Origin of the sequence: uncultured Pseudomonas sp., assembly GCF_913777995.1 — a bacterium.
Classification (GTDB): Bacteria; Pseudomonadota; Gammaproteobacteria; order Pseudomonadales; family Pseudomonadaceae; genus Aquipseudomonas.
Map to the genome: position 1 here is coordinate 13,601 of NZ_CAJYVE010000021.1, position 26,809 is coordinate 40,409.

General features: G+C 60.5%; 21 protein-coding genes. 10 read left to right on the plus strand and 11 right to left on the minus strand.

Annotated elements, in window-relative coordinates; translation table 11 throughout:
* Nucleotides 1-11 precede the first annotated feature (11 nt).
* The 3 genes from QZ497_RS08955 (at nucleotide 12) to QZ497_RS08965 (ending at nucleotide 1,806) form a co-directional block, all read left to right on the plus strand.
* Entirely contained in the window at nucleotides 12-902 is an 891-nt protein-coding gene (locus tag QZ497_RS08955) for a manganese catalase family protein (protein WP_295473264.1), read from the plus strand.
* Between the two features lie 14 nt (nucleotides 903-916).
* Nucleotides 917-1,084, plus strand: coding sequence for a hypothetical protein (locus QZ497_RS08960; RefSeq protein ID WP_295473265.1), 168 nt, complete (start codon nucleotides 917-919; stop codon nucleotides 1,082-1,084).
* A 146-nt stretch (nucleotides 1,085-1,230) separates the two neighbouring features.
* Nucleotides 1,231-1,806 carry a manganese catalase family protein gene (locus QZ497_RS08965; protein ID WP_295473267.1) on the plus strand — a complete coding sequence of 192 codons (576 nt, stop codon included), beginning with the start codon at nucleotides 1,231-1,233 and terminating at the stop codon, nucleotides 1,804-1,806.
* Between the two features lie 101 nt (nucleotides 1,807-1,907).
* On the opposite strand, the gene QZ497_RS08970 is transcribed toward QZ497_RS08965, so the two are convergent.
* From QZ497_RS08970 to mqo, 5 genes are all read right to left on the minus strand, one after another.
* Nucleotides 1,908-3,452 (minus strand): IS66 family transposase, encoded by a 1,545-nt coding sequence (locus QZ497_RS08970; protein WP_295473269.1) that lies wholly within the window; start codon nucleotides 3,450-3,452, stop codon nucleotides 1,908-1,910.
* A gap of 18 nt (nucleotides 3,453-3,470) precedes the next feature.
* Nucleotides 3,471-3,830, minus strand: coding sequence for an IS66 family insertion sequence element accessory protein TnpB (tnpB, locus tag QZ497_RS08975; RefSeq protein ID WP_295473271.1), 360 nt, complete (start codon nucleotides 3,828-3,830; stop codon nucleotides 3,471-3,473).
* A 261-nt stretch (nucleotides 3,831-4,091) separates the two neighbouring features.
* Entirely contained in the window at nucleotides 4,092-7,073 is a 2,982-nt protein-coding gene (locus QZ497_RS08980) for an NACHT domain-containing protein (protein WP_295473273.1), read from the minus strand.
* Complete coding sequence (locus tag QZ497_RS08985; RefSeq protein ID WP_295473275.1) at nucleotides 7,070-7,453, minus strand: toll/interleukin-1 receptor domain-containing protein; 384 nt, start codon at nucleotides 7,451-7,453, stop codon at nucleotides 7,070-7,072. The genes QZ497_RS08980 and QZ497_RS08985 overlap by 4 nt, the downstream gene beginning before the upstream one ends.
* 463 nt (nucleotides 7,454-7,916) lie before the next feature.
* Nucleotides 7,917-9,563, minus strand: coding sequence for a malate dehydrogenase (quinone) (gene mqo / locus QZ497_RS08990; RefSeq protein ID WP_295473277.1), 1,647 nt, complete (start codon nucleotides 9,561-9,563; stop codon nucleotides 7,917-7,919).
* A gap of 330 nt (nucleotides 9,564-9,893) precedes the next feature.
* Between mqo and QZ497_RS08995 the strand changes: the two genes are divergently transcribed.
* Together QZ497_RS08995 and QZ497_RS09000 are read left to right on the plus strand one after the other, a co-directional pair.
* Nucleotides 9,894-10,685 (plus strand): LexA family transcriptional regulator, encoded by a 792-nt coding sequence (locus tag QZ497_RS08995; RefSeq protein ID WP_295473279.1) that lies wholly within the window; start codon nucleotides 9,894-9,896, stop codon nucleotides 10,683-10,685.
* A gap of 556 nt (nucleotides 10,686-11,241) precedes the next feature.
* Nucleotides 11,242-11,718, plus strand: a complete 477-nt coding sequence (locus QZ497_RS09000) for a DUF1566 domain-containing protein (RefSeq protein ID WP_295473280.1) — start codon at nucleotides 11,242-11,244, stop codon at nucleotides 11,716-11,718.
* Nucleotides 11,719-11,837: 119 nt separating this feature from the next.
* Here QZ497_RS09000 and QZ497_RS09005 read toward each other — a convergent pair whose 3' ends face one another.
* Nucleotides 11,838-13,754, minus strand: coding sequence for a methyl-accepting chemotaxis protein (locus QZ497_RS09005; RefSeq protein WP_295473335.1), 1,917 nt, complete (start codon nucleotides 13,752-13,754; stop codon nucleotides 11,838-11,840).
* Nucleotides 13,755-14,071: 317 nt separating this feature from the next.
* Between QZ497_RS09005 and QZ497_RS09010 the strand changes: the two genes are divergently transcribed.
* Nucleotides 14,072-16,054: a hypothetical protein gene (locus QZ497_RS09010; protein ID WP_295473282.1), complete on the plus strand. Its 1,983-nt coding sequence runs from the start codon at nucleotides 14,072-14,074 to the stop codon at nucleotides 16,052-16,054.
* A gap of 11 nt (nucleotides 16,055-16,065) precedes the next feature.
* Here the strand turns inward: QZ497_RS09010 and QZ497_RS09015 are convergent, their stop codons facing one another.
* The 3 genes from QZ497_RS09015 to QZ497_RS09025 form a co-directional block, all read right to left on the minus strand.
* A complete protein-coding gene (locus QZ497_RS09015; protein WP_295473284.1) occupies nucleotides 16,066-16,761 on the minus strand; it encodes a class I SAM-dependent methyltransferase in 696 nt (231 codons plus the stop codon).
* Between the two features lie 89 nt (nucleotides 16,762-16,850).
* Nucleotides 16,851-17,417 carry a cysteine hydrolase family protein gene (locus QZ497_RS09020; RefSeq protein WP_295473286.1) on the minus strand — a complete coding sequence of 189 codons (567 nt, stop codon included), beginning with the start codon at nucleotides 17,415-17,417 and terminating at the stop codon, nucleotides 16,851-16,853.
* 390 nt (nucleotides 17,418-17,807) lie between these two features.
* Nucleotides 17,808-19,451: a methyl-accepting chemotaxis protein gene (locus tag QZ497_RS09025; protein ID WP_295473288.1), complete on the minus strand. Its 1,644-nt coding sequence runs from the start codon at nucleotides 19,449-19,451 to the stop codon at nucleotides 17,808-17,810.
* 270 nt (nucleotides 19,452-19,721) lie between these two features.
* Between QZ497_RS09025 and QZ497_RS09030 the strand changes: the two genes are divergently transcribed.
* Together QZ497_RS09030 and QZ497_RS09035 are read left to right on the plus strand one after the other, a co-directional pair.
* On the plus strand, nucleotides 19,722-21,836 hold the full coding sequence (locus tag QZ497_RS09030; protein WP_295473290.1) for a TonB-dependent siderophore receptor: 2,115 nt from the start codon (nucleotides 19,722-19,724) through the stop codon (nucleotides 21,834-21,836).
* 351 nt (nucleotides 21,837-22,187) lie between these two features.
* Nucleotides 22,188-23,078: a DMT family transporter gene (locus QZ497_RS09035; RefSeq protein ID WP_295473292.1), complete on the plus strand. Its 891-nt coding sequence runs from the start codon at nucleotides 22,188-22,190 to the stop codon at nucleotides 23,076-23,078.
* Between the two features lie 11 nt (nucleotides 23,079-23,089).
* On the opposite strand, the gene QZ497_RS09040 is transcribed toward QZ497_RS09035, so the two are convergent.
* Complete coding sequence (locus QZ497_RS09040) at nucleotides 23,090-24,100, minus strand: bile acid:sodium symporter family protein (RefSeq protein WP_295473294.1); 1,011 nt, start codon at nucleotides 24,098-24,100, stop codon at nucleotides 23,090-23,092.
* A gap of 82 nt (nucleotides 24,101-24,182) precedes the next feature.
* Here QZ497_RS09040 and QZ497_RS09045 point away from each other — a divergent pair, with 82 nt between their 5' ends.
* Both QZ497_RS09045 and QZ497_RS09050 read left to right on the plus strand, forming a co-directional pair.
* Nucleotides 24,183-24,974: a helix-turn-helix transcriptional regulator gene (locus QZ497_RS09045; protein ID WP_295473296.1), complete on the plus strand. Its 792-nt coding sequence runs from the start codon at nucleotides 24,183-24,185 to the stop codon at nucleotides 24,972-24,974.
* Between the two features lie 124 nt (nucleotides 24,975-25,098).
* Nucleotides 25,099-25,800, plus strand: coding sequence for a DUF3053 domain-containing protein (locus QZ497_RS09050; RefSeq protein WP_295473298.1), 702 nt, complete (start codon nucleotides 25,099-25,101; stop codon nucleotides 25,798-25,800).
* Between the two features lie 60 nt (nucleotides 25,801-25,860).
* On the opposite strand, the gene QZ497_RS09055 is transcribed toward QZ497_RS09050, so the two are convergent.
* Complete coding sequence (locus tag QZ497_RS09055; RefSeq protein ID WP_295473299.1) at nucleotides 25,861-26,787, minus strand: hypothetical protein; 927 nt, start codon at nucleotides 26,785-26,787, stop codon at nucleotides 25,861-25,863.
* Nucleotides 26,788-26,809 lie beyond the last annotated feature (22 nt).

Genomic DNA, 26,809 nt, shown 5'->3' on the forward strand with positions numbered 1-26,809 from the left:
CGAGGTAGATCATGTTTATCCATAACAAGCGTCTGCAATACACCGTTCGCGTGGCCAACCCCAACCCTGGCCTGGCCAACCTGCTGCTGGAGCAATTCGGCGGCCCACAGGGCGAGCTGGCCGCCGCCGCCCGCTATTTCACCCAAGGCCTGAGCGAAGAAGATGCCGGGCGCAAAGACCTGCTGCTGGACATCGCCACCGAAGAGCTGAGCCACTTGGAGGTGATCGGCTCGATCATCGTCATGCTCAACCGCGGCGCCAAAGGCCGCATGGCCGAAGGCGTCGAGCAGGAAGGCGAGCTGTATCGCTCACTCACCGGCGCAGGCAATGACTCGCACGTGACCAGCCTGCTGTATGGCGGTGGCGCGCCACTGGTCAACTCGGCAGGCGTGCCCTGGACCGCCGCCTATGTCGACACCATCGGCGAGCCGACGGCGGATTTTCGTTCCAACATCGCCGCCGAAGCGCGGGCCAAGATCGTCTACGAACGCCTGATGAACGTGACCGACGACCCCGGTATCAAGGACGCCCTGGGTTTTCTCATGACCCGGGAAATCGCCCACCAGCTGTCTTTCGAGAAAGCGCTGCATGCCATTCAGCCCAATTTCCCGCAAGGCAAGTTGCCGGGTGACCCGCAGTTCACCCGCAAGTACTTCAACCTCTCCCAGGGCGAACCCAGCGTGCGTGGGCCATGGAACGGCGACGAGTTCGAGTACGTCGAGGATCCGCAGCCAGCCGTGGATGGCGGCGACGGCCTGGCGAGCGTCACGCTGTCGGCCGAAGAGGAAACCACACTGGCCAACATGAAGCGGCGCACCGAATCAGACCCTGACAGCATGCCCATCACCGGCGCAGAAATGGGCTCGGGCCTGGCCCAGGGCAAAGCCGCGGAACAACCTTGATGAGGAGCGTCGACATGCAGACCCTACCCCACGAAACCGAGCTGGGCGCGCAACTGATACAGCGCTTCGGCGAGTCGTTCAACCATTACAGCGCCGAAGCCCATGGCTTGAGGTCGGCCTTCAAGGCCCGCCAGATGGTCAAGGCATTCAGCGCGATGAAGCCCAAGCTTCGACGAGCATGACCCGCTACTGAAACGCGCAAGACATTGCCCGCAGCAATGCGGGCTTTTTTAACGCCATGCATTGGACGCCCATCTGTCACGTTGGCTGAACTTCCCTTAACGGGCCTTTCCATTGAACGACCACTTGACGACCGTCAGGAGCCATCGTGTCCACTTCATTACCGGCGAAAGACAGAATCACCTTGTTCGAGCTGTTACTGGAACAGTTTCGCGGGATGGAAGGCGAACTGCCGTCCGCGACCGCCTACCTCGTCAACGCCGCGATGGATCGACAAGCTGAACGCAGAAGGACCATTACCCAGATCGCAAGGGAGAAAATCGAGAATGCCGAAATCCTGGCCGCCATCCTCGTGCACCTGGCCAGGAGGCGCCGCGGGCGCTTCTCGCGCAACCCGCCGCCAGACGAACTCCACCAGTTGCTGCACAGCCGCAGCATCAAGACCGACTGCTTCGAGATCGCCAAAGCCTTCGCCCGCCGGGTCGAGGCAATCGAAGCGGGCCAACAGGCGCTGTACCCCTTCCCTCGTGACCCACACCACTACCTGAAGCGCTACATCGAACTGGAAGACCGCCAGATCGACGTGTACTCGCAATTGATCTACCTGGCGAAAAGCCGCTCCATCGTCGACGCGCTGCAAGAGGCGCAGCGCAGGCAGCAGGTTCATCGCGAGCAGATTGCTGAATTGCTGCAGCGGGTGACTGACGATGAGGGGTTTTCGTGACGGGTGGGTGGTTGTTTGGTTGGTCTAGGCTGGCTGCGGTGCAAGTCAGTTTGGGGGTATGCGATCCACAAAACCCACCTGCCCAACAATGGGCTAACGGTTTACCGTGGCATTTCTGGCGAGCAGTTCCACGGCAGCAGGGCTTCATAGTCTACTACTGACGAGGCGTGCGGCAGCCGCTCCAGTACGTGGCGCAGCCACGTATAAGGCTCCTGGCCGTTGACCTTGGCGGTCTCGACCAGGCTGTAGATCTTCGCGCTGGCATTCGCGCCATTGACGGTGTCGCTGAACAGCCAGGCCTTGCGCCCGATGACAAACGGTTTGATCGCTCTTTCGGCCGCATTGTTGTCGATGGGCAAGTAACCCGCTTCGACATAGCGTTCCAGCCGGCTCCAGTTATTCGCCAGATAATGCACTGCCTTACCCAACGCACTCTGTGCTGTCACCTGAGGCAGGGTTTTATCCAGCCAGCTTTTCAGTTGGGCCAGGATCGGCAGGCTCTGTTCCTGACGACCGATAAACCGTTGTTCATCGCTGACGTCCTTGAGCTCGCGTTCGATGCCGTACAGCTTGTTGATCATCGTCAGCGCGACATCGGCCCTTCCGGTTTTACCCTTGGGCTGCACTTTTTGCGCGTCCACGAACTTGCGTCGTGCATGGGCCATGCACGCCAGACGCTCCACACCTGGCTGCAACGCCAACGCGTTATAGCCGGCGTAATCGTCGGTCATGACATAACCGCGATAACTTTCCAGCAAGCGCAACGGCACTTCCTGCGCACGGCTGGACGTGTAATCAAATAGCACGACTTTTCGATCCGGCGGGCCGCTGGCTTGCACCCACATCCAAGATTGACTGGTCGGGTCTCGATCCGGCTCTTTCAACACCTGGACGCGGGTTTCATCGCAGTGGATGACCGGACTTTCCAGCAGTCGGTCACGCATCAAATTGATCAGCGGCTGGAAGTGTTCGCTGCACTGGATAATCCAGCAAGCCAGCGTTTGCCGAGGGATATCGATACCGTGGCGACTCAGCACACTTTCAAACCGATGCAGCGGCAAACCGTCGACATACTTGGTGGTGAGCAGCATGGCCAATACGCTCGGGCTGGCCATGCTCTTTTCGATCAGTTGCGCAGGTTTGTCAGCCGTCACGGGGGCTGCTTCGCAGCCCCGGCAACCGTAGACCTTGCGGATATGTTTGATGACGCGGATCTGCATCGGCACGATGTCCAGTTGCTCGCTGGTCTCTTCGCCGATGGCGTGTCTGCGGCAACCGCACGCACAGGTCAGTTCGTGTTCGGGCAGTTCGTGGATGACTTCGATACGCGGCAGATCAGCCGACAGGGGCTTGCGTTTGCCACGGCGAGGTGTCGGTGCAACAACTTCTTCATCAGCGTCACCAACTGAAGGCATCGGCTCGCTTTCAGGCTCATTGAACAAGGCCAGTTGCGGCGTATTGGGCTCAACGGTTTGCTCGGACTTGCGCCCAAACAGACGGTCGCGCAACAGCTTGATCTGTTCTTTCAGGTCGACGATGTGGGTCTGATAAGCCTGGGCCGATTCCTCCTGTCGAGTGAGCGCCTCAAGCAGCAGTTGCTTGAGCAAGACAGGATCATCAGGAAGGTCATCGGGCAGAGAAATCATGGCCCGGATTATACCGGGTCATGCCACGTAGCGCGGGGTCAAAACTCGATGAGGGCGGTTGCGCCAAAGATCAAAACCGTCGAGCAACCAATTCAGTTCCTGAACGCTGAGGACAATCGCCTCTTCCGTGGCATCGGGCGATGTTTTGAACCGCTCGGACTCCAGGCGCTTGAGCCAAAGGCAGAAGCCGTTGCGCTCCCAATACAAGATCTTCACTCGATTGCGGGGCTTGTTGAGGAAGACGAAAAGCACGGGATCGAATACCGCAACTTTTATATCCAGCTCGACCAGCGCAGCAAGGCCGTCGATGGATTTTCGGAAGTCCACGGGCTTGGGGTAGAGATAGACTTTTTCGACTTTGGCGTCGGGTCGCATCATGAGGTGCTGGCTCCGGAGGGAATCGGGAGCACAGCATCCAAGATCATCTGGCCGCTTTGAATGTGGGGTTTGTGGAGCGGTTACGTTAGACCAACCGGCGGGCCGGTGAGGTTGAATGCAAAGGGGTGTTCAAGTCCGTCCTCCTTCTGGGGGTTAAGGATGTGCCATGACTCTCTGGGACTGAACACGTAGATTTGAGTTACAGAAACTCAAAACAAAGCACAAACCCGCCCCCCCCGTAAACTATCACAACACACAGCTCTAGCCCTTATAAATTGGAAGTGAAAAGCCATACAACTGAGAGATCTCAGCATACAGCGCCTGCACTTCCAACATGGTTTTATCCAGCTTATCGGCCGCCAATACTAGTAAGTGCTTTGTCACTGAAAGTCTATTACCTCGCTTATTTTTAACAATAAGCATTAGCAGCTCCTTGTGCTCGCCATCCGCACAGCACTCAGCAATCGCACTAAGAGCTCCCCTCCAAACACCCGAGTCTGTTGCCAACAAGTACTTCCTGAATAGTGGAAGATAGTGCGCTCCACGGATTGCCACCAAAGCAGAAAAAATAGCCGTCTTAACCTTAGCTCCACCAGCATCTACATAACCCTCAAGAGCATCAGCGATCCTTTCATCGCTCTCACCCTTAAGCACACGAGACAACCAGAATACAGTTTCAACCTCACAGCAGCCTGACTTGAGCAAATCCAGCATCACCCTGACATCTTCGCCAGTCGGCTCCCAAGAAGTATTAGCATGAATCCAGCCAATTGCCCACGACAGAGCAAAGTTCACAGCAGGATCCGATGAGAATCGCGACACCAACTCACTACCAAGAACTGGAAAACCTGATAAATCTAGTGTATTGGAATATGCAATCTCTGAAATAAACAAAGCGAGACCCGCTAATCTCCGCCCATCTAAATCAGGAAGCTCAAGAATACGCTGCCTAAAGGCCTCTAGCCGCAAATCTTGCTGCTTAAAGTCGGGAAGGCGCGCTTCTTCCACCATTGAGAACACACCTCCACAAGCATATCTATATTCGCTTCCTCCGTTAAAAAATCCGCTCAGAAGGTGGTCAGAAAAATCTGAACCCCAGCGCGACTTGGCAACACTCAGTGAAACATCAATTAACCTTCCGTCATCCCCCGACAACTTGTATTCCTCCAAAACAACTCCCACATAAGTTTCAAAAACCTCTCGAACAACACTTTCACTAACATTTGGCTCATCAGCCAAACATAGGCACGCCAGCATAGCTCTGGCACGCTGAGAAGAAAAACTTTCGCCTGATTCTTTTCGCAATATTGCTAGAACAGAATCATCAATCAAATCATCATTACTAGCTGCAACGCACAGCCTCAGAGGCTCTCGCCAATTCTCTGCCCCTCCAAACTCATCATTGTCATGATCAAGTTCGAAACCCTCGCTAACCTTTCCAGCCAACGGGCGAACCGCATCTATTTGACTTGAGAATTTAGCACGCCCTCGATAATGCCCCTGCACTATTGCCATACCAGCCAAGTATTCCTGCAGCGTCAAATGGCGAAATTCATATACAGGCACACCTCGTCCATTATACTTAACAAATCCTGTCTGCATCAGCAAGCCTGTACGACGCTCAAGTAGCGCCAAGAAATCCTCAGGGCTATGCTCTCGCAAAGGGTGAACATGAGGAAATTCATCTCTCAACTGTCGTAGAAGTTCAATAGCTTGATCTTCTCTAATTTGTTGAATACCCTCGTCGCACATTGCGTAAGCTAGATACTCCAACTGGGGCAATGCTTCTCTTGGATCGAGTGCTGCATCAATCGCGCTCCTCCAATTCAATAGAACCTCTACCGCTTTTTCATACAGATCAACACGTCTTTGAGGAAGCCTACCAATTTTCCTCTTAATCAGCGCCATTGTTGTCAGAAGCATGGGATTACCAGTCAATCGCTCAATTCGGTCACTTGAATGGATATCCCCAATTAAGCTGTTAGCCGCCTCTAGACACCCTGACCTCTCAGTCAATTCGCACCAACGACGAGCAAACTCATCCTTGTCACTCCGGGTAAGGTCAGCGACCGTCAGGTGCTCAAATCCGCACCCAATTTTGTACCCCATCTCCCGATAACCAACTATTCTGGATGTAATAACAACTGGCGCCTTCGGGATTGCATGATGGATTTTGGATAGTTGCTCAGCAAAGTTTGACCGTGCAGATGGATCAGCAATTTCATCCAACCCATCAACCAATAGTAGTGCCTCCCCTTTCGCCAATTTATCCCTAAGCAATATTTTTAACGGTTCACAGTCATTTTCCGGAATCTCATTTTTTCTAAGACTGTGTAGAAGCATCGAGTCGAGAGTAATCGATGTCGCAGGCAAATCACGACACCTAACCAATATAGGCAACCACGATTCATCTGGCAGGCTTTCGACATCAGGCATGTCTTTCCAGTCGAATTCAGAGTGCGACCTAAGCAAGTAAGCAGTTGCAAGCCATCTCAGCAATGTGCTTTTCCCGGACCCGGGATCCCCAAGCACAACTAACCTTTTAACACCACCAAGCCTTTCGCCCAGCGAAACCAATTTCCGCTCATTGAAGGGAATATCACCCCAAAAGTTCCTCCTTCGCAGACGTTCTATCTCTTCCCACTTGTCTTCGCTAAAATTTTTTACCGATGACACTTGGACCTCCATCCGCAAGGCCACATACAGCCTACGCAACTCTAACTCTCGCGATGCCAAATGGCGATCATCTTCAGGAAGATTGGCCAGATCAATAATATCACATGCTCGCAAGGCCATTTGACGATAGCTTGCTTCCAAGTCATTATCTATCAGCTTTGACTTTCTAGACGCATCGAGCGGATATTGCGAAACAATCGATGCAACTAATCTGTCTAGCGCCGCGTCCGGGTCTCGCCAATAATCCGCAATAGTCTCATCCAACGAGATAGTCTCAACATCTGCATCTTCATCGACTTGCACAACAAATATGCGAACACCAGGCGTCTTCCGAGCAGCCTCAGCAAGCTTTCTAGTCCATCGAGAGCCCAAAGCTGCGGTGGTTCCGCAAATAACTAGAGGCCCACCCTGTCTAAGTAGCTTCGTAGACTGACCCACCACAGACTCTCCAACAAGCAGAGTTCCTTCATGGGTTATGAGATAGCCAGCAGCTCGAAGTGGAACAGCAATATTTTCGGCCAATCGCTCTTCGTTTTTTCCATGTGCAATTAGAATGTTTGTCCTCATTTGATAGCCTTTAGCAAATCAGCTACACCTCGATCCCAATCTGCCATCAAATCTGCGTACTTAACATCGGCAAGGATTGCAGGCACCTCACCGCCGCTCAAACGCGCAGGCAAGACCTTCACTGGCTGCCCGCTCAACTGGCGATGCAATGTCGAGTTCCACTCGCGATCAGTCCACTCTGAGCTTTCCAAGCTGGAATAACACAGCACCAAGTACGACATACTGGATAGGCCAGAGTTAATTCTCTCAACAATAGAATCGCCCACCCCAATTTCCCATTCATCAAACCACACATCGTGCCCTACCTTACTAATAGCTGCCGCCAGTTTCTTGACCTTTTCTGAATCAACCTTCCGATGACACAGGAACACACTTGACATGATTTCTTCCTTGGGCGCGACTACGAAAGCTGTCACTCTACTATCAGTTACCAATCACCACAATCGTAAATTAGCAAACGCGACCCAATCTTGGCCGCTGCCCATGGAAAATCTGTCCAACTGCAAGGGAAGACTCATGAGAGATGCTTGCCACACCTTCGCCGTATACCCCCATCGTGATAACGGCGCCTACGGCAACTACCAAACTCCTAATTACACGACCAACACCTAATTGCGCAGGAGCCTACGAACATACTCGATGAAATATACTCTTCAACAGCCCCAACCTAAAAATAACAGAGCCCAAATAACTTCCTATATCTTTGAGATCAATAAAACCAACGGAAACGGCCAAGCAACTACTCATTACATTGAACAGGGCATCAAATCGCTTTGGCACGCTGCTCCGGCACCGTTCAGTCTTCAAATTTCGCCGTTCTCATCTATACGGCAGTTCACGCACTCAAGGCCTAAGATCCGGATCCGCATCCTGGTTCCCCTGCCCCAGCGGGTCGATGTCATCGGGGTTGCTCGGGTCCTGGCGCTTGTCGATGGCCGGCGCCGGGGCCAGTTGCAGTATCTGGTTGGTGTAGGCCCACATCTTTTGCACCTGCTCGGGGTGGTCGTTCAGGTGGGTGCCATACGAGGGGATGATCTGCCTGATCTTGTCTTGCCACGCCGGGGTGGCAAGGCGTTCCTTGAACACCTTGCCCAGCAGGTCGAGCATGATCGGCGGCGCGGTGGAGGCACCCGGTGAGGCGCCGAGCAGGCCGGCGATGCTGCGGTCGCCGGAGACCACCACTTCGGTGCCGAGCTTGAGCACCCCGCCCTGCTGTTCGTCCTGCTTGATGATCTGCACGCGCTGGCCGGCCTGCCAGAGTCGCCAGTCTTCTTTCTTCGCCGTGGGGAAGTAGGTCTGCAAGGCGGCGAAGCGGTCGTCATCGGACTGCATCACCTGGCCGATCAGGTATTGCACCAGGTCGAACTCACGCACACCGACACGCACCATCGGCCAGGTGTTGTGCACGCTCATGCTGCCGAACAGGTCGAGCAGCGAACCCTCCTTGAGGAACTTGGTGGAAAAAGTTGCGAACGGCCCGAAGAGGATCATGCGCTTGCCGTCCAGCACCCGGGTGTCCAGGTGCGGTACCGACATCGGCGGCGCGCCGGTGGCAGCGATGCCGTAGGCCTTGGCCATGTGCTGGTTGGCGATGGCCGGGTTGTCGGTGACCAGGAACGAGCCACCCACCGGGAAACCAGCATAGGCCTTGGCCTCTTCGATGCCGGATTTCTGCAACAGCGGCAAGGCCGCGCCGCCCGCACCGATGAACAGGAATTTCGCGTCGGTGACGCCACGGCTGCCGTCATCGAGGTTCTTGTATTCCACGTGCCAGGAGCCGTCGTCGTTGCGCGTGATGTCCTGCACCTCGGTGGACAGCCGCAGGTCGAAATTGGGTCGGCTTTGCAGATAGCGAACGTACTGGCGGGTGATCTCACCGAAGTTCACGTCGGTGCCGATGGGCGTCCAGGTCACGGCCAGCTTCTGGTTGGGGTCGCGGCCTTGCATCATCAGCGGCACCCACTGGCGAATCTGCGCCGGGTCCTCGGAGTACTGCATGGGGCGGAACAGCGGGCTGGCCTGCAAGGCCTCGTAGCGCTTCTTGAGGAAGCGGATGTTGTCATCGCCCCACACGAAGCTCATGTGCGGCGTGCTGTTGATGAACGACGGCGGGTTCTGCAGCACGCCCTGGCGCACCTGCCAGGCCAGGAACTGGCGCGTTATCTGGAACGACTCGTTGATCTCCACGGCCTTGGTGATGTCGATGTGGCCGTCCTTCTCCGGGGTGTAGTTCAGCTCGGCCAGTGCCGAATGGCCGGTGCCGGCGTTGTTCCACCCGTTGGAGCTTTCCTCGGCGACCTTGTCCAGGCGCTCGACCATCTCCATCGACCAACCCGGCTCCAGCTCGTTGAGCCACACCGCCAGGGTCGAACTCATGATCCCGCCACCCACCAGCAGCACATCCACCCGCCTGGTTTCCGCGGCCTGCGCGCTGAGCACACCACACGCAATGGCGGTGAGTGCCCATTTCAGCTTGCTTGCGTACTTCATCTCTGCTCCCTCGAGGCCCTGCCCCTTTCTCGCCCATGAGGCGAAGCACGGCACGCGCCGTACACTCGCCTGCGCCTGCCCGTACGAGGCCTCGATAGGCTGGCAGTTCAAGGCACCAGCCGAACGGGCATGTGTGCTTTGGGAGGGTGTCACGGGGCGGCAACGTAGGTGTTGCCGGTATGAGACGGTGGTAAAAGGGGCGGACCAGCAGGCTGGTTGGCGGCAGGCCTCTGGGTGCAGAAAACAGCAGTTGCTCATCTGTAAAAAAATCAGCCAAGGGTAATTTACTGATTGCCAAGTGGCAGCGATGATTGGCAGATGGATATAAACATGATCAGAGTCAAAGCGTTGAGGTCCATCATGGCCGGCGCCACCCAGAAGGATTTCGCGAAGCAGCACGGCCTGGACGCGTCCTATTTGTCCCAGATTCTGAATGGGCATCGGAATATGGGTGAGAAAGCCGCAGCCACCCTGGAAGAAAAAATTGGCTTGCCTTCTGGGACCCTGGTATCGCCCGCCAGCGAATCCGACGTCGATCAGCGGGTCGTTACCCGCTCGACCGCTGCCGAAATAGTCAGGCAGATGTTGATGAAGCACGGCAAGAACCTGACCGCCGATGCCAAGGCGCGCCTGCTGGCTGCCGCCGATGAGACGAGTATTGGCACTGCGGCTTCGACCATTACCTCCGGTCAGGTCGGCGACGAGATCAGCATTGCGCATTACGATGTGCGTGCGGCAATGGGTAGCGGTCAAATTCCGGCCGAATACCCTGAAATGTTGCAGGACGTGAAGGTCAGCCTGCGCCATCTCAGAGATATGGGCCTACGATTCGAAGAGCCCTGGCACCTGAAAATGCTCACGGGATGGGGACAATCCATGGAGCCGACCATCCGTGATCGCGATCCGCTGATCGTGGACGTGACGGTGCGGGAATTCATCGGCGACGGGATTTATCTTCTTACTTGGCACGACATGCTCTATGTCAAACGCCTGCAGGTGGCTGATGCCGAGCACTACGAAATGATCTCGGATAACGCCATGCATAAAGACCGCACGATCAGACGGGAAGAAGTGCATATCCAGGCAAAAGTGTTGTACGTATGGAACGGGCATTTGCTGTAAGCGGTTAGGACGATACAGACGCCTTCCGGTAAAGCACCAACTCTGAAAGCTTTTCGCAGCCCCTGCAAGGATGGCGCCTGCGCACGGGGCTGTAGTACGTCAGGATGTTGTTCCAGTGCCTCTACCCCTTTGACTCGTTGCTCTCTCCGAACACCCCTCACCCATCACGGCTGCGAAAGACGACAGTCGCACAGCCCGTCTCGACTCTCCCCCCCACCCACGACGTTTCTGAATCGCAACCCAGTCCCTGGTTCAGGACCGGACGCCAGCGCTGCGTCGAGCGCCCATTCATCATTTGTGAGATTCGGAACATTCCCGCAATCGCAATGAAATTTAGCATTAGCTATTGATTGATAATTTAGCCTTTGCTAATTTTCCATCTGTCGCAGCGCAACACTGGCTGCGAGGGGCCAAGGCCCGCGACCGGTGATACCGCCAAACAACGAGGAGCCAGCGGCATGGACCGCTGGTTGAAGGCTCTCTCGAAACGGAATTACCACTTCACTGGCTGGCCTTCATGCGAGGGCCAGAGGAAAAACCAAACTGGAGAAACCACATGAACAACTCGATCATTCCCCCAGCAATCGGCCAGGTGTGGCCAGGCCAAGGCGGCATCTACGCTGGCATCGCCCCAGCCCGCAATGGCAATGCCGCCTACCACCTGATCATCGCCGACAGCGATATCGGCAGCTTGGAATGGGGCCCATACGACGATGAGTCGTCAGCCACCAGCCTCATCGATGGGCTGGCCAACACGCAAGCGCTGCTCGAATCTGGCCCCACCCACCCAGCGGCACAGGCGGCAGCCGCCTACGCAGCTGACGGCCATACGGACTTTTACCTGCCAGCTGCCGCCGAGCTTTACGAGGCCTGGCTGAACCTTGACGACCGTCCTTGGGGGTGGACGTGGTCCAGTTCGCAGCGCACGACCAGCAGTGCGCTCTGCCTGAACTTCGCTGATGGCACACAGAGTCTGAGCGGCAAAAGCTATGCACGCTCGGTCCGCCCTGTGCGCAAAGTGCCGATTCAGTAATCGGCAAACGAAGCCTGCCGAGCGGAACGCAGGCAAGCCTGGGACCCAAGGCGACTTGGATCGGTGGAATCGACTTCAGCCGTGAAGCGCTTCACGGCTGAAGCCCTACCCAACGGAGATCACCTCACCGTGAACCGCCCTACGAGCCCCTGCTGCTGCTCGGCCAGGCGGGCCAGTTCGCGGCTGGTGACGGAGGTCTGTTCGGCACCGGCGCTGACCTGAATGACCAGGGCATTGATGTCGTTGACGTTGCGGTGAATCTCTTCGGCCACCTGGCTCTGCTGCTCGGCGGCGGAGGCAACCTGGATGTTGCTGTCGCTGATGGTCGCGATGCCCTCGGCAATTTCTTCCAGCAGCTCGCCGGCGCGCACCACGTTGCTCGCCCCGGCCTGGGCCTTGCCCAGGGTCTCCTGCATCGACACGGCTGCACGGTCGGAGCCGGCCTGCAGGTTGGCGATCATCGCCTGGATGCTGACAGTCGAATCCTGGGTCTTTTTCGCCAGGTTACGCACTTCATCGGCAACCACGGCAAAGCCGCGCCCTTGTTCGCCCGCACGCGCCGCTTCGATGGCGGCGTTCAGCGCCAGCAGGTTGGTCTGCTCGGCCACGCCACGAATCACATCCAGCACCGAGGAGATCGAATCGCTTTCGCCCTTGAGTTCATGGATGATCCGCGCTGTCTGCTCCGCCTGCACTTCCAGCCCCTGGATCAGGCTGATGGTGTTCTCGATTTCGGTCTTGCCCTGCACTGTGCTGGCGTTGACGCGCTGCGACATCTCGGCGGCGTCGGTGGTGCTGCGCGCCACGTCCTTGACCGTGGCGCTCATTTCACTGATGGCCGTGACCATCTGATCGGTGCCCAGGCGCTGCTGCGCCACGTTGTTGCTGGTTTGCAGGGCCACTGCAGAAGACTGCTCGGCCGCCGTGGCCACCTGTGCCGTGGCACTTTCGATCTCGCGGATCACTTCGCTGATCTGCTGCACCATGTTGTCGAGGTTGCGCGAGATCTCGCCAAACTCGTCCTGGCCGGTGTACTGGGTTCTGGCGGTCAGATCACGGGTGGCCAGCGAGATGAGCGTGCGGTTCACGTCGGTCACGGCAATCTTGATGTTGCGAATGATCACCGAGGCCAGCCACAGCACCGCAATCAATATCAGCACCACGGTGGCGACCGCCATGTAGAGGCTGTTTCGGGCCTGGTCGCGCTCGACGGTGGCCAGACCAATCACGGTCTGCCCCAGCTCGGCCTCGACCTGGGCCATCATGTCGATGCGCGTGGTTGCCAGATTGAACCAGTCTTCGGGCTTGATATTCAGCGGCTCGCCCAGCGGTGTATCGAAGCCGAGCTTCTGCAGGCGAGCCACTTCCAAGGAGGCAGGTTGTTGCAGCACCGCATCCAGCTTGGTCTTGAACTCCGCCGGTGCCCAGCGCTGGTAGGCTTCGAAGTAGCCGGAGAACTCGCCCATGTTGCGGCTGAAACGCGACAGCAACGGCGCATCGAAACGGTTCTGGGCGAACGCCAGGCCCAGCAGTACGCGCTCGCGGCCCGCGCGCTCTTTCATGTCGACGAACTGGTTGAGCGAACTCAAGGCGCGCAGGATCTTCGGCTCCTCGATGCTGGTCTCCAGCGAGTAGGAGAAGCCGATGAGGTTCTTGATGAGGTCGGTGAAGCGAGTGCCGGACTCGGTATTGTTGATGGCCAGCGAGTCCACTTTCTGACGCAGTTCGGTCAGGTCATTCATGGCCTGCAGCATCCTGTTCGGTGACGGCAGGTCCTCGGTGGATTGCGCACGCATCGCGCTTACCGCCTTATCCGTTTCCTGGCGCAGGCTTTTCAGCTTGTCCTGCATGGTCTTGCCGCCACTGCCCAGGAATACGCCACTGGCACCGCGCTCGCGCTGGATGGTGGTGACCACGTCACTCAACTTCTGCGCTGCGTTGGTGGCGTTGACGGCGCGATTCATCTCCGTCAGCGTCTGGCGCTTGTCCGCCACAAAGATCCCTGCGAAAGCCAGAAAACCGAGCAGGGGAAGAATCAGGATAAGCAATAACTTGGTACTTAAAGACGCGTTCTTAATCATGGCAGGCTCAATCATTCAAAGGTGGTTAAAGCTACCTCGGGCATACGTTCTATGAAGTTGACGTTTAATAGAGCCGAAGGGGATCAAGGAACTGCCGACCCTGGCAGTAATTTTTTCCATTCATACTGTTTCGGCTGCAAGCGGCTGAGCTTGAACCGTACGTGAAGCCCATCGAGAAACGCCAGCGACGCCCGCGGGCAGCAAGCGACAACTTGCTCCCGCCTGCCCGGTCATGTTTTCCTCGGGCGTTGACCGCTCAAGACTCGCTCGCCATGCATCACGCGCCAGGCTATCCCCAAGAATACCCCGACCACCTGCACACGCATGCCAGGGTCGACCCGCAGCACGCCACCCCACCCAACGGTTTCCGCCCCTTGCAGTTCGAGCGCATGGCCGGCGACACCTTCGAGCAGTTGTGCTGGTGGCTGTTACAGAAGGATCACGCGCTGGTGGGCTGCCAGCGCTTGGGCGACAAGGGCCGGGTGTCACAGCAGGGTATCGACCTGTTCGCCTTCGACCGCTGGCAACCCGAACGCCTGCTGGTGTTCGAGTGCAAGTGCCGGGGCCGCTTCGGGCCCAGCGACCTGAACAGGACCGTAGCGCGGTTTCTCGCTGGCGAGTGGGCGGAGGTGGCCGGCCGCTTCACCCTGATCCTCGCCCAGTCGGGTATCGGCGCCCTCGATACGGCCTGGGTCAAGGCCCGCGCAGCCCTGGCGGCCCGCGGCATCGAGGCGGACCTGTGGACCGCCGAACACCTCACCGAACGCCTCAAGGACGCACCGGATGTACTGACACGGTTCTTTTCCGGGGTGGATATCGAGCTGTATTGCAACCAGTGGCAGCAGAGAGTCGCGCTCGATGAACGCTTGCTCAAGGCCCACGCCGACCCTCGCCGAGCAGTATCCGGCCCAGCCCAGGCGTTCCTCGCCAGCGGGGTAATGGACGATGCAGCCCTGACGCGCCGCTACGTCGAAGGCCGGCACTGGCACCTGCGCCAACCCTGGATCGATATTTCCGGACTGTTGCCGACGGCCCAGGACTATCCCGGCTCGGCCCTGGTAACCCTGCGCATGCCCGACACCGCCGGGGTGATGGTCAGCCTCGACCACCGCTGGCTGCTGCAGCATTTTCTGGGCAATGACGGCGAGCCGCTGTCGCCACAGGCCCGGCCGTTCTTCCAGGGCGTTGCCAGCCTGCCGGGCGCCGACCACATCATCGACCTGAAGAACTGCCGATTTTTCATGCCCGCCGAAGGTGCCCAGGCCGTAGCCCGTGCCGCCGATGAGTTCTCCCGGGCCTATCTGCACAGCCTGCGCGAGGTGGACAGGCAGTGGCAGGCCGAAGGCTTTCCGCTGGTCAGATGGCTGGGCGTGCGGGTGGCGCTGTGCAAGGTCGGATTGGATACCTGGCGACAAATACTGGGTTTCGCCAACGCCCATGACACCGAAAAAGGCGACTCGCCCTGGCATCTCTTTCATGCGGCCACCAACCGGCTGATGCCGACCAGCCGCAGCGGTTACCACGGCGTGTTCTACGGGGCGCAGGTAGCGGGCCTGTGTCATGGCGGGGAAATAGCGATTCTCTGGGAGCCCAACCCTGACCGCCATCGTCCTGCCGACCGCAGCGGCTGGTCATGCCGAGAATCCCATGATTGGCTGGTGAATGACCTGCTGCCGGCCGTAGGCCGCTGGCAGGCCCGGCGGATCGCCGGATACTGGCGCAACTGGTTGCGCCCCTGGCGTACACATCGGGCCATGCAGGCGGCACGCGAGCACTGGCGCCGCGCTGACATTTACACCGATCTGCGTCGCCAGCCGTTACTGGAGGCGAGTCACTTCCGCAGCATAGGGCTGCGCGAGTTATTGCAGACGCTGCAAAGCTTCCACATCGCTGCATCCAGCAACAGGGCCTGGTTCACCGCCCAACAAAAAGCCGGACTCTACGAAGCCCTTGCCCTGCTGCTGCAAGGCGAACGCGGTTACCTCGGCTACCTGTGCGGCAACCTTGGCGTGCAGCCCAGCTGTACCAATCACGCCGACCTGCGCCAGGCGGTCGAAACGCTGCGCCAGCGAACCCTTGCCGAAGATTCCGAGGTCAATATCGACTACACCTTCAGGGCCATGCTCGAAGCGCTCGGCGATGACGAAAGCTGGCTGAGCCCGAGCATGCGGGAGCGACTGTTCGAATTACTGACACCCTTCATGGCCGCCCATGACCGGCAACTGTTGATCGCACGGCACACTGAGTACTTGTAGCGGCCGGGGCGTCAGGCCAGCAATTCACTGATCCAGCGCGCCTCACGGCTGATTTCCTCGCGCTTGGCCTCGGCCACCGCCTGGCGTGCATGGGCGAAGTTGTGCAGGGTCTGCTGGCGCTGGCGCAGCACGCGCTGCCACTTGGTGATGAACGCCGGGGTACGGGCCTGCAGTTGCAGCGGGCCGAAGTACAGCTCGCGGGGGCTGTAGCTGACCGGGCCGCTGGCCTCGGCGACGATGATCTCGTAATCGTAGCGGTGCTCGCGCAGCACTTCTTCCTCGACGATGCGGTAGCCGTTGTCCATCAGCCACTGGCGCAGCGGCTGCTCGCCGCCGTTGGGCTGCATGATCAGCCGTTCGCGGCCAGTCAGGCGCTGGCGGCCGGCGGCGAGGATGTCGCGAATGGTCTCGCCGCCCATGCCGCACAGGCTGATGGCGGTGATGTCATCCTCAGGCGCGATGGCGGCCAGGCCGTTGGCCAGGCGTACCTCTATCCGCGCCTGCAGTTCGTGCTCCTCGACACACTGGCGGGCGGCCTGGCACGGCATGGCGGCGGCATCGCCAGCGATGGCCGCCAGCACCTGCCCGCGCGCCACCAGGGCCACCGGCAGTTGCGCATGGTCCGAGCCGATGTCGGCCAGGCGCGCACCGGCAGGCACGTGGGCGGCCACGCGCTCCAGGCGTTGGGATAGTGTCGGTTGCTTCAACGGGCGCCCCTTCTGAACATGAGGTTCGTTCCGCACGCACGACCGGCGACTGGAACGGGGCGCGACTCTAGCGGGGTGCGGCAGGGATTTCAAATCGACTGGAGCAACTGCGCCACGTCGCACACCTGCGCGTAATCCATCGCCAGGTTGCTCAGCGACAGCGCATGCACATCCTCAGCACTCCACAGCCGACCATCCAGGCCGGTCTGGTCGAAGGTGTAGCAGGCATCGGCGGCCACCCGCACGTCAAAGCCCAGGCAGCCGGCGGCGCGCGCCGTGGCTTCCACCGAGTTGTTGGTAATCACCCCGCCGATCACCAGCTGGCGGATGCCACGGGCGTGCAGCCAGCGCTCCAGGCCGCTGGCGGCGAAGGCATCCGGCACGTTCTTCTCGACCACATGCTCGTGGTCCAGCGGCGCCAGGGCCGGCTGGAACTCGCAGCCCGGCTGGCCCGGCCAGAACACCGAGCCGGGCGTACGGGAGATGTGCCGCACATGCACCACGGGGCGTTGCGAAGCGCGCCAGGCGCTCAGCAATTGCAACAGGCGTTGCTCGGCATCGGGGTTGTTGCGCCGGCCCAGGCGCGGCTCGTTCATGCCCTGCTGCATGTCGATGAGCAACAGGGCGGCGTTGGGGTGCAGGCTTTCGGGGGGCATATGCGCAGTTACCTGGCAGGAAGGACGAACGCCAGTGTGACCAATCCATAGCTGGGGGCACAATCCCGTTTCACGGTAGATGAATGGACTTTGCCAGCGTCTTCGCCAGCAAGCTCCAACAAAAGCCAACGTTGGTCAATTAGACCGTTGGAGCGAGCTTGCTCGCGATGGCCGCGTCAGGTTCACAGCAAATGCATGGATTTTGCTGACCTGTTCGCGAGCAAGCTCGCTCAACAAATGCCAACGAGCGCTTGACCGCACTGTATTGGCTTTAGCACCAACGCTGGTCAGTCAGATCGGGTAGCGGCTTCAGCCGCGAAGCAACCGCCTGTTCACAACAGATACAGTGAATTTCCTGGCGCTTTCGCGGCTGAAGCCGCTCCCACCGAGTCAGGCACTGACCTTGAACATCGCCACCTTGTCGGTCAGGCGGCTGGCCAGTTGGGCCAGTTCGCCGCTGGCCGAAGCCACCTGCGAGGAGCCGGTGGCGGTGTGCACGGTCAGTTCGTGGATGCGCCCGATGTTCTTCGCCACGTCTTCGGCCACGGCGTTCTGCTGCACGGCGGCGCTGGCGATGCGGGCGTTCATGTCGTTGATCGCGCCGACCTGCTGGTTGACCTTCTCCAATGCACTCTGCGCGTTGCGGGTCTGGGCCACGGTGCGTTCGGCCAGGTCGCGGCTGTCGCGCATGTTCTGCGCAGCGGCTTCGGTGCCGCTCTGCAGGTTGCTGATCATCTCGCGGATTTCCTGGGTGGACTCCTGGGTGCGGTTGGCCAGCGAGCGCACTTCGTCGGCTACCACGGCGAAGCCACGACCATATTCACCGGCGCGTGCGGCCTCGATGGCGGCGTTCAGCGCCAGGAGGTTGGTCTGCGCGGCGATGGAATTGATCACCTCGATCACCGTCTCGATCTGCTCGCTGTCGCGAGACACCTTTTCCACGGTGTCGGTGGTCTGGGTCAGGGTCACCGCCAGCGCTTCGATGGCCTGTGAGGTGTCGGTCACCAGGCGGTTGCCGCTGTTCACTTCGCCGTCGGCCTGCTCGGTGGCGCTGGCGGCTTGCAAGGCGTAACCGGACACCTCACTGACGCTGGCAGCCATCTGCGTAATGGCGGTGGCGACCTGTTGGGCCTCCTGGCTCTGGCGGCTGATGTGCGCATTGTTCTGCGACGAGGTGGCGGTCAGTTGCGCCGAGGCATGGCTCACTTCATGGGCCGCCGCGCGCACCTGGGTGATGGTTTCGGACAATTGCGCGAGCGCCGACTTGAGCACGCCCATGACACTGGCCGGGTAGCGGGTTTCCAGACGCTGCTGCAGGTCGCCAGCTGCCAGGCGCTCGATGGCCTGCGCCACTTCGGTGGGCTCGGCGCCGAGCGTGGAAGTGACGAAGCGGATGATCTGCCGTGCCAGCAGAATGCTCAGCAGCAAGGCGATGCCGGTGGCCACCAGCATCAGGCCACGGAACGAACTGGCGGTGCTCTGTACGTCGTTGAGCTGGCCCTTGATGGCGGCTTCCTCGTGGTCGATGAGCGCGTTGATGCGCTTGAGCCATTCGCTGTACAGCGCCGAGGTCTGCTGCAGCAGCAGAGCCTGGCTGCCGGCGATGTCACCCGCCTGGCGCAGGGCGAGAACACGTCTGGAAGAGTCGAGGGTCTGCCGCTCGATGTCCTTGATCGCCGCCAGCAGCCCGCGCTCCTCGGGGGTCACGTCGCGGGCATTGAACAACTGGTCCATGAGCGCAGCCGACTGGGTGTAGTCGTTCTCCAGACGGGTCATCTCCCCCAGATGGCCACTGAGCGCCGCCGGGTTGTCGACCAGTACCGCGTCGCGAATGGCGATGGCACGGTTGTGCACGCTGCCCCGGAAATCGATGGCATAGCGTTGCACCTTGGCGGCGTTGTCGTTGACGTGTGCCAGGGTGGTGTCGATGTAGGCCACACGCTGGATACCCACCGCGGTGATCAGCACCAGCAGTGAGACGATGGCCGCAAAGCCCAGGCCAATACGCATTGAGAGGGAGATCGGTTTTTTCATCGCCAGGCTCGCCAAGGTCGGAAGGACATCTTCAATATCAAAGTGATATCGAACTTGGCGCCGACGATAGCCGAAGGCGTCAGAAATTCCCAATCATCAATCGCAGGGGTGCCGATAGAAATCGCCAATCCTTGCCACCTCTGACGCCGCGCAGCCGCTGTGGCCCGAACGCTTGGAGGAAAATATTTTCAAAATGTGTCGTTATAGTATTTGATTTGTATTTGCGATTAATTAGCATTCGCCACCTCAAAAACAACGAGTCACACGTCCATGGCAAAGCGCTCCATCGCCCCGGCATCGCTGTCGATGCTGCTGGTCATTCCTGCTGTCCACGCCGATACCGGCGCCCCCCTTACCCTGCCGGCCACCTCGGTCAACAGTGATTACGAACAACAGAGCTACAAGGCCGCAGAGAACCGCAGCGCGATGAAGATCGACGCCGCCCAGCGCGACATCCCGCAGACGGTCAACGTGGTGCCGGAGAGCGTCATCAAGGACCAGGGTGCGCAGTCCATGGAAGATGTGCTGAAGAACGTGCCCGGTGTCGGCCTGTCCAACGGCGACGGCCAGCGCGACCAGGTGACCATCCGTGGCTTCAGCGCCATCGGCGACTTCTACACCGACGGCGTGCGCGACGATGCGCTGTATTTCCGCGACCTGTCGAACGTCGAACGGGTGGAGGTCATCAAGGGCCCCGCCGCCGTGCTCTACGGTCGCGGCTCGTCGGGCGGGTTGATCAACAGCGTCAGCAAGAAGCCCAACTTCGACCCCAAGCAGGAAGTGGGCGTGAGCTTCGACAGCGAGGGCAAGCGCCGCACCCAGTTCGACAGCGGCTGGGCTGACTCCAACGGCCGGCAGGCCTACCGGGTGACCGGCGCCGTCGAGGACAGCGACACCTTCCGCGACGACGCCTATACCGACCGCAAGGCCATCGCCCCCTCGGCGTTCTTCAAGCTCTCCGACGACCTGGAGCTGAACCTGGCCGCCAGCTACCTGTACGACAAACGCCTGATCGACTTCGGTGTGCCGGCCCTGGGCAACCGCCCGGTGGATGTCAGCCGCGACAGACGCTTCGGCTCGGGCAACGCTTCGCAGGACTATGCACGCAGCGAAGTCTTCACGCTGACCGCCGGCCTGGATTACCGCATCAACGACAACCTGAACCTGAGCAACACCACCCGCTACTACCGCTACGACCTGGACCGCAACAACACCCTGGCCGACAGCAGCCCGACGCGCTTCGTCACCGCGCCGAACGGCGAACTGCTGGTCAAGCTCAACCGCGGCAACGTGGCCCGCGACGAGTCGGGGGTGTTCAACCAGACCGAACTCAAGCAGCAGGCGAACCTCGCCGGCCTGCAGCACAACCTGCTGTACGGCGTTGAAGTCGGCGTGCAGGACAAACACCAGCGCGTGTTCAGCCAGAACAACGTGGCCCAGGTGCCGGTGTTCCGCGATGCCCTGGTAGGCGTGCCGGAACACGCTTCGACCCTGTCGTCCAAGGGCACCAACACCCAGACCACCACCGGGTTCTACGTGCAGGACATGATCGAGCTGAGCAGCCAGTGGAAGGCGCTGCTGGGCGCGCGCTACGACATCTTCGGCCAGGACTATGACGACCGCCGCGTGCAGAACGTCGACCTCGAGCGTACCGACCGTACCTGGAGCCCACGCGTAGGCCTGGTGTTCCAGCCCGACTCGGTGCAGTCCTATTACGTGTCGGTGAGCCGCAGCTACCAGCCTTCGGGCGAAGTGTTCGCCATTTCGACGAGCAACCAGGACCTGGAGCCGGAGAAGACCACCAACTACGAGCTGGGCGCCAAGTGGGACCTCCTGGATAACCGCCTGGCGGTAACTGCTGCGGTGTTCCGCCTGGAACGCACCAACATGAAGACCGCCGACCCGGCCAACCCGAACCTCACCATCCTGGCCGGCGAACAGCGCACCGACGGTTTCGAGACCACGATCAGCGGCCAGCTGAGCGACCAGTGGCAGGTCTATGGCGGCTACGCCTTCCTCGATGCAGAAATCACCAAGTCCAACAGCTTCACTAATGGCGTGGCCAACAAGGGCCAGACCCCGACCCTCACGCCGCGCAACAGCGCCAACCTGTGGCTGGTGCGCAGCCTGACCCCGCAGTGGCGCGTGGCAGCCGGTGCCAACTATGTGGGCGACCGCTATACCGCGCTGGACAACAACGTGGTGATGCCCGCCTACACCACGTTTGATACGGCACTGCTGTATAACGTGCCGCACTGGGACATGGCGCTGCGCCTGAAGAACGTCTTCAACCGCGACTACTACGCCTCGGCGCATGGCTCGGTAGACCTGATCACTCCAGGCGCCCCGCGTACCCTGGAGGTCAGCGCCAACTATCGGTTCTAAGCCCAATACTGTTCGGTTAAGCGCTTTGCGGCTTGGTGGGAGCGAGCTTGCTCGCGAAAAGCGGGCAAAGTCGCTGAATTTGCTGTGAACGTGATGCCGCCTTCGCGAGCAAGCTCGCCCCCACGGGGTAACTGACCAGTATTGGTTCTAAGCCCAATACTGGTCAGTTAGGCCGGGCAGGAGCGGCTTCAGCCGCGAAGCGACCGCCTGTTCACAGCAGAGGCAGTGAATTTCCTGGCGCTTTTGCGGCTGAAGCCGCTCCCACCGGGGACTCCCCACGGCGACCGGCTTATCGGCTATCGTTCAGCACCAGGCGGCGCCAGACCGCCACTGACACGAGAGCCATCGATGATGGGAAACACACCTCTGCCTGCCGCTGCCGACCGACGCCACTGGCTGTGGATCGCCGGAACCCTGTTCAGCCTGCTGGCCTTCGCCGCCAATTCGATCTTCTGTCGCCTGGCCCTGCGCAGCGGCGCCATCGACCCGCAGTCCTTCACCGCCATCCGCCTGCTTGGCGGTTCGCTGTTTCTGCTGATGCTCCTCAACCTGGGCAAGCGCACGCCACTGGGCGGCAGCTGGCGTGGCGCAGTGAGCCTGTTCGTCTATGCCTATCTGTTCTCGCTGGCCTACATCCACCTGGATGCCGGCGTGGGCGCGCTGATCCTGTTCGGCGCGGTGCAGATCAGCATGTTCGGGCTGGGCTGGAAAGGTGGCGAAAAACTGCGTGCCAGGGTCGCGCTGGGCATGTTCATCGCCTTTTGCGGGCTGTTGGTGTTGCTGGCGCCTGGTGGCACGGCGCCGCCGCTGTCCAGTGCACTGGCGATGGTAGTCGCCGGTATCGCCTGGGGCGTTTATTCGATTCTGGGCCGGGGAGCGGGCGGCAATCCACTGGGCAATACCGCCGGCAACTTCCTGCGCAGCCTGCCATGGGTGGGCGTGGCCGTGGCGCTGGGCCTGGTGCAGGGCGGAATATCGGTCAGCGTGCCCGGTGTGGTCTATGCCCTGGCGTCTGGCGTGCTGGCCTCCGGGGCCGGGTATGCCGTGTGGTATTCGGTGGTCGGGCGGATGAGCGCACAGACAGCTGCAACCTTGCAGTTGAGTGTGCCAGTCCTGGCGGCGCTGGTCGGCGTACTGTTGCTGGACGAACCGCTGTCGCTGCGCCTGATACTGGCGTCGCTGATCGTGCTGGGCGGCATCGCCCTGGCACTGACGGCCCGGCGGGTGCCGCCAGGCCGGTAGGCACGACGAACCTAACGCGCAGTGCTCGGCTCGACCTTCTGCTCGGTAACTACCGGGGGTTCCGCGCGGCGCGAGTAGCGCTGGGCCAGACCGGCGCAGACCATCAGCTGGATCTGATGGAACAGCATCACCGGCAGAATGATCAGACCGATGGTGCTGCCGGCAAACAGCACCTGGGCCATGGGCACGCCGGTGGCCAGGCTCTTCTTCGAGCCACAGAACAGGATGGTGATGCGATCTTCCTGGTTGAAGCCCAGCAGCCGCCCCAGCAGCGCCGTGATGCCCAGGGCCACCGCCAGCAGCACGATGCAGCCGACCACGACCCAGGCCAGGGTCACCGGCGGCACTTGCTGCCACAGGCCACCGATGACTGCCGCACTGAACGCCGAGTAGACCACCAGCAGGATCGAACTCTGGTCGACATACTTCAGCCAGTTCTTGTTGCGCCCTACCCAGCCGCCGATCCAGCGCCGGGCGATCTGACCGGCGATGAAGGGTACCAGCAGTTGCAGGCTGATCTTGCGGATCGCCTCCAGGGTCGAGCCGCCATCGCCATGCACGCCCATCAAGAACGCCACCAGCAGCGGGGTCAGGAAGATGCCCAGCAGGCTGGATGCGGCGGCGCTGCAGATCGCCGCCGGAATGTTGCCGCGCGCCAGCGAGGTGAAGGCGATCGCCGACTGTACCGTGGCCGGCAGCGCACACAGGTACAGGAAGCCCATGTACAGGTCCTGGCCGACCAGTGGCAGCAGCAGCGGCTTCATGGCCAGCCCCAGCAGCGGGAAGAGGACGAAGGTGCAGCAGAACACCAGCAGGTGCAGGCGCCAGTGCCCGGCACCGGCGAGGATGGCTTCACGGGACAGTTTGGCGCCGTGGAGGAAGAACAGCAGGGCGATGGCGATGTCGGTGATCCAGTCGAACGCCACGGCCACCTGGCCACGGGCAGGCAGGAAGGTGGCGGTGATGACCACCGCCAGCAGGGTCAGGGTGAAGTTGTCCGGCAAGAAACGCGAACGGGCCATGGGTGAGAGTCCTGTATTGTCAGAATAGCCCGCACACCTTAGCCTTGATCCCTTCTGCCGACTAACGCGATCAGGGCAACAAATGTCGATAAACGGCCAAACTGCCGTCCACGAGCGCCCCATCCCGCCACTGGACGCCCTGCCACGCCCGCTCTATGCGCGCAGCGAGTCGTTGGCGCGGGCCGAGCGCACGCGCATGCACCACCACCCCTGGGTACAGTTGTCCTACGCGATACGCGGCGTGCTACATGTGCACACCCCCGGTGAAAGCTTCGTCGCGCCGCCACAGCGTGCGGTGTGGATCCCGGCGCAGATGGAGCACGAGGTGTTCAGCTTCGCCAATACCGAAATGCGCAGCCTGTACCTGGATGCGACGCTGTTCGGCGCGCCGCACGACCATTGCCGGGTCATCGAGATCACCCCGCTTACCCATGAACTGATCAAGCAGTTCTGCACCCTGGAGACCGAGTACGACGAACAGGGTGAGGCAGGCCGCTTGTCGCTGGTACTGGTCGACCAGTTGCGCCGCGCCCGCGAGGTGAGCATGTCGTTGCCGCTGCCGCAGGACCCACGCGCCCTGCAACTGTGCCGGCAGTTGCAGGACACCCCGGACGACGCCCGTACCCTGGCCGAATGGGGCTGCCAGCTGGGCGCCTCGGAAAAGACCCTGCGGCGCATCCTGCTGCGCGAAACGGGGCTGTCGTTCCGTATCTGGCGCCAGCGCCTGCGCCTGCTCGGCTCCATCGAAGAGCTGGGGCGCGGGGTCAGGGTCACCCAGGTGGCACTGAACTTCGGCTACCAGTCCACCTCGGCCTACATTGCTGCATTTCGCGAGCACTTCGGCGTCACCCCTGGCGACTTCTTCTCGGGCTGAGGCCCATGGAACCTCCTGCATGCGGCCGCATCCTATCCGGCGAGCCAGGCGTAACGCCCGGCTGCCTCATGCCGCGCACGCCTGCCCTGCCGGCACCTCGTGAATTTCCGGAGTCCCCCTCGACATGAATGTCTCGTTTCGCCCCCAATGGCTGCTTGCCCTCGCCCTGCCCCTGGTCCTGATCGGCTGCGGCAACGATGAACCCAAGCAGCGGGCGGCCTTCAGCCAGTTCCTGCAGACCCGCATCATCGACAAGCCTGGACTGAGGGTGCCCAAGCTCACCCCCGAGGAGTCCAAGTCATTTGGCGACTACACCCGCGACTACGCGGTGATCACTGACTTCAATGCCGCCATGGACAGCACCGTGAAACCCTTCTCCGGCCTGCTGCAGAAAGGCGCGATCCGTTCGCTCAGCGATGTGCTCGAACGCCGCGATGACATCAAGGCGGCGCAGACCGGGCTCAACGATATGGGCGTGCAGCTCAAGGAGCAGAAAGCCAAGGCTGACAGCGCCCACGCCCAACTCAAGCAGCCCGATGACCTGAAACCGGTTTACGACAAGGCCTATGCCAAGACCGTCACGCTGCCGGCCGACACCTTCATGCAGGTGCTGCCGCAGATCGGCGCGACCCTGGACAGCGGCCTGAAAGTCGCGGATTACGTCAAGGCACACGAGCAGCAGATCGATGTGAAAGGCCCGACGATTACCGTCAAGGACCCGAAGGTTCAGCAGGAACTGAACGGCTTGCTGCAGGACCTCAACAACCAGGCCCAGAATGCGCAGCAGGCGCAGGCCAAAATGCAGAAGCTGATGCTCGGCAACTGACCTGCCAGGCACTGGCGGGGTTCGGCAAGAACCCCGCCAGTCCACCTCACCTGCTCTGCCTTAGCCGCAGGCCCAGTCCAGTTCCATCTTCACCAGGTCGACCTGACCATTGCCACCGCCGAAATTGAAACCGCCGAAGTCCTCTTCGAATTCCAGGTAGCGCGGGCCGAACTCCGGGTAGCCCTGGATCGGAATCATGGTGCCGCCCAGGTGGTTGTGCGCGTGGAAGCGTTCCAGGTTGAGCGCCACGCCTTCATCGCTGAACGCCGGTATGTAGCCGCTTTCCTGGCATTCATCTTCCCACTCGCGCGGCGGCTTGCCGACGTTGGGGTCGTCTTCGCGGCGCTGGGCGCGAATCGGGAAGGCAGTGTCCAGGCCGGCGGCGCGACCGTTGGCCGGCAGCCATTCGAAGGCCTCCTGGCCGGGGTTGCGGACCTTGTCATACGGCAGGTAGTCCACGTAGCTGGCGTGCAACCAGCGGGGCGCGTCGCCCAACAGCGGATTGCCCTCCAGTTGCGGCGGCTCGGCCAGCGCGCCCTCGAAGGCCGCCTGGGTCAGCCAGATCACCGCATAGTGGGTGCCGAGAATGTCCTGCATGTCGAACTGCATGGGGTGGCGAGCCCGGCGGTGTTCCCAGAACGGCCGCAAATGAGTATCCGCAGGCGACTGCTCGGTCAGCGGCTCGGCGAAGAACGCCTCCACCGCATCGCTGCTCGACAGTTCCTCGAACTGATCGTCGACGAACAGGCTGAATGCCACGTATTCCTGGCCCTGACCGCGATACTCGGACGGTACATGCAGGGTGAAGGCGTGGCGCATCGGGTAGCCGTGCAGCGGGCTTAGGGGCCACTGGGCGGTGCTGATGCCCGGCGGCAGGCCAAAGCTCCAGCCGCCGCTCCAGGTGGCACCGCGTCGAGTGGCCGGGAGGGGGGCCTGGGGATCGCGCAGCAGGTCCCAGGCGGTGGTCAAGGTCGGGTCGGCTTGCATGGTCTGACTTCCCTGATGGCTA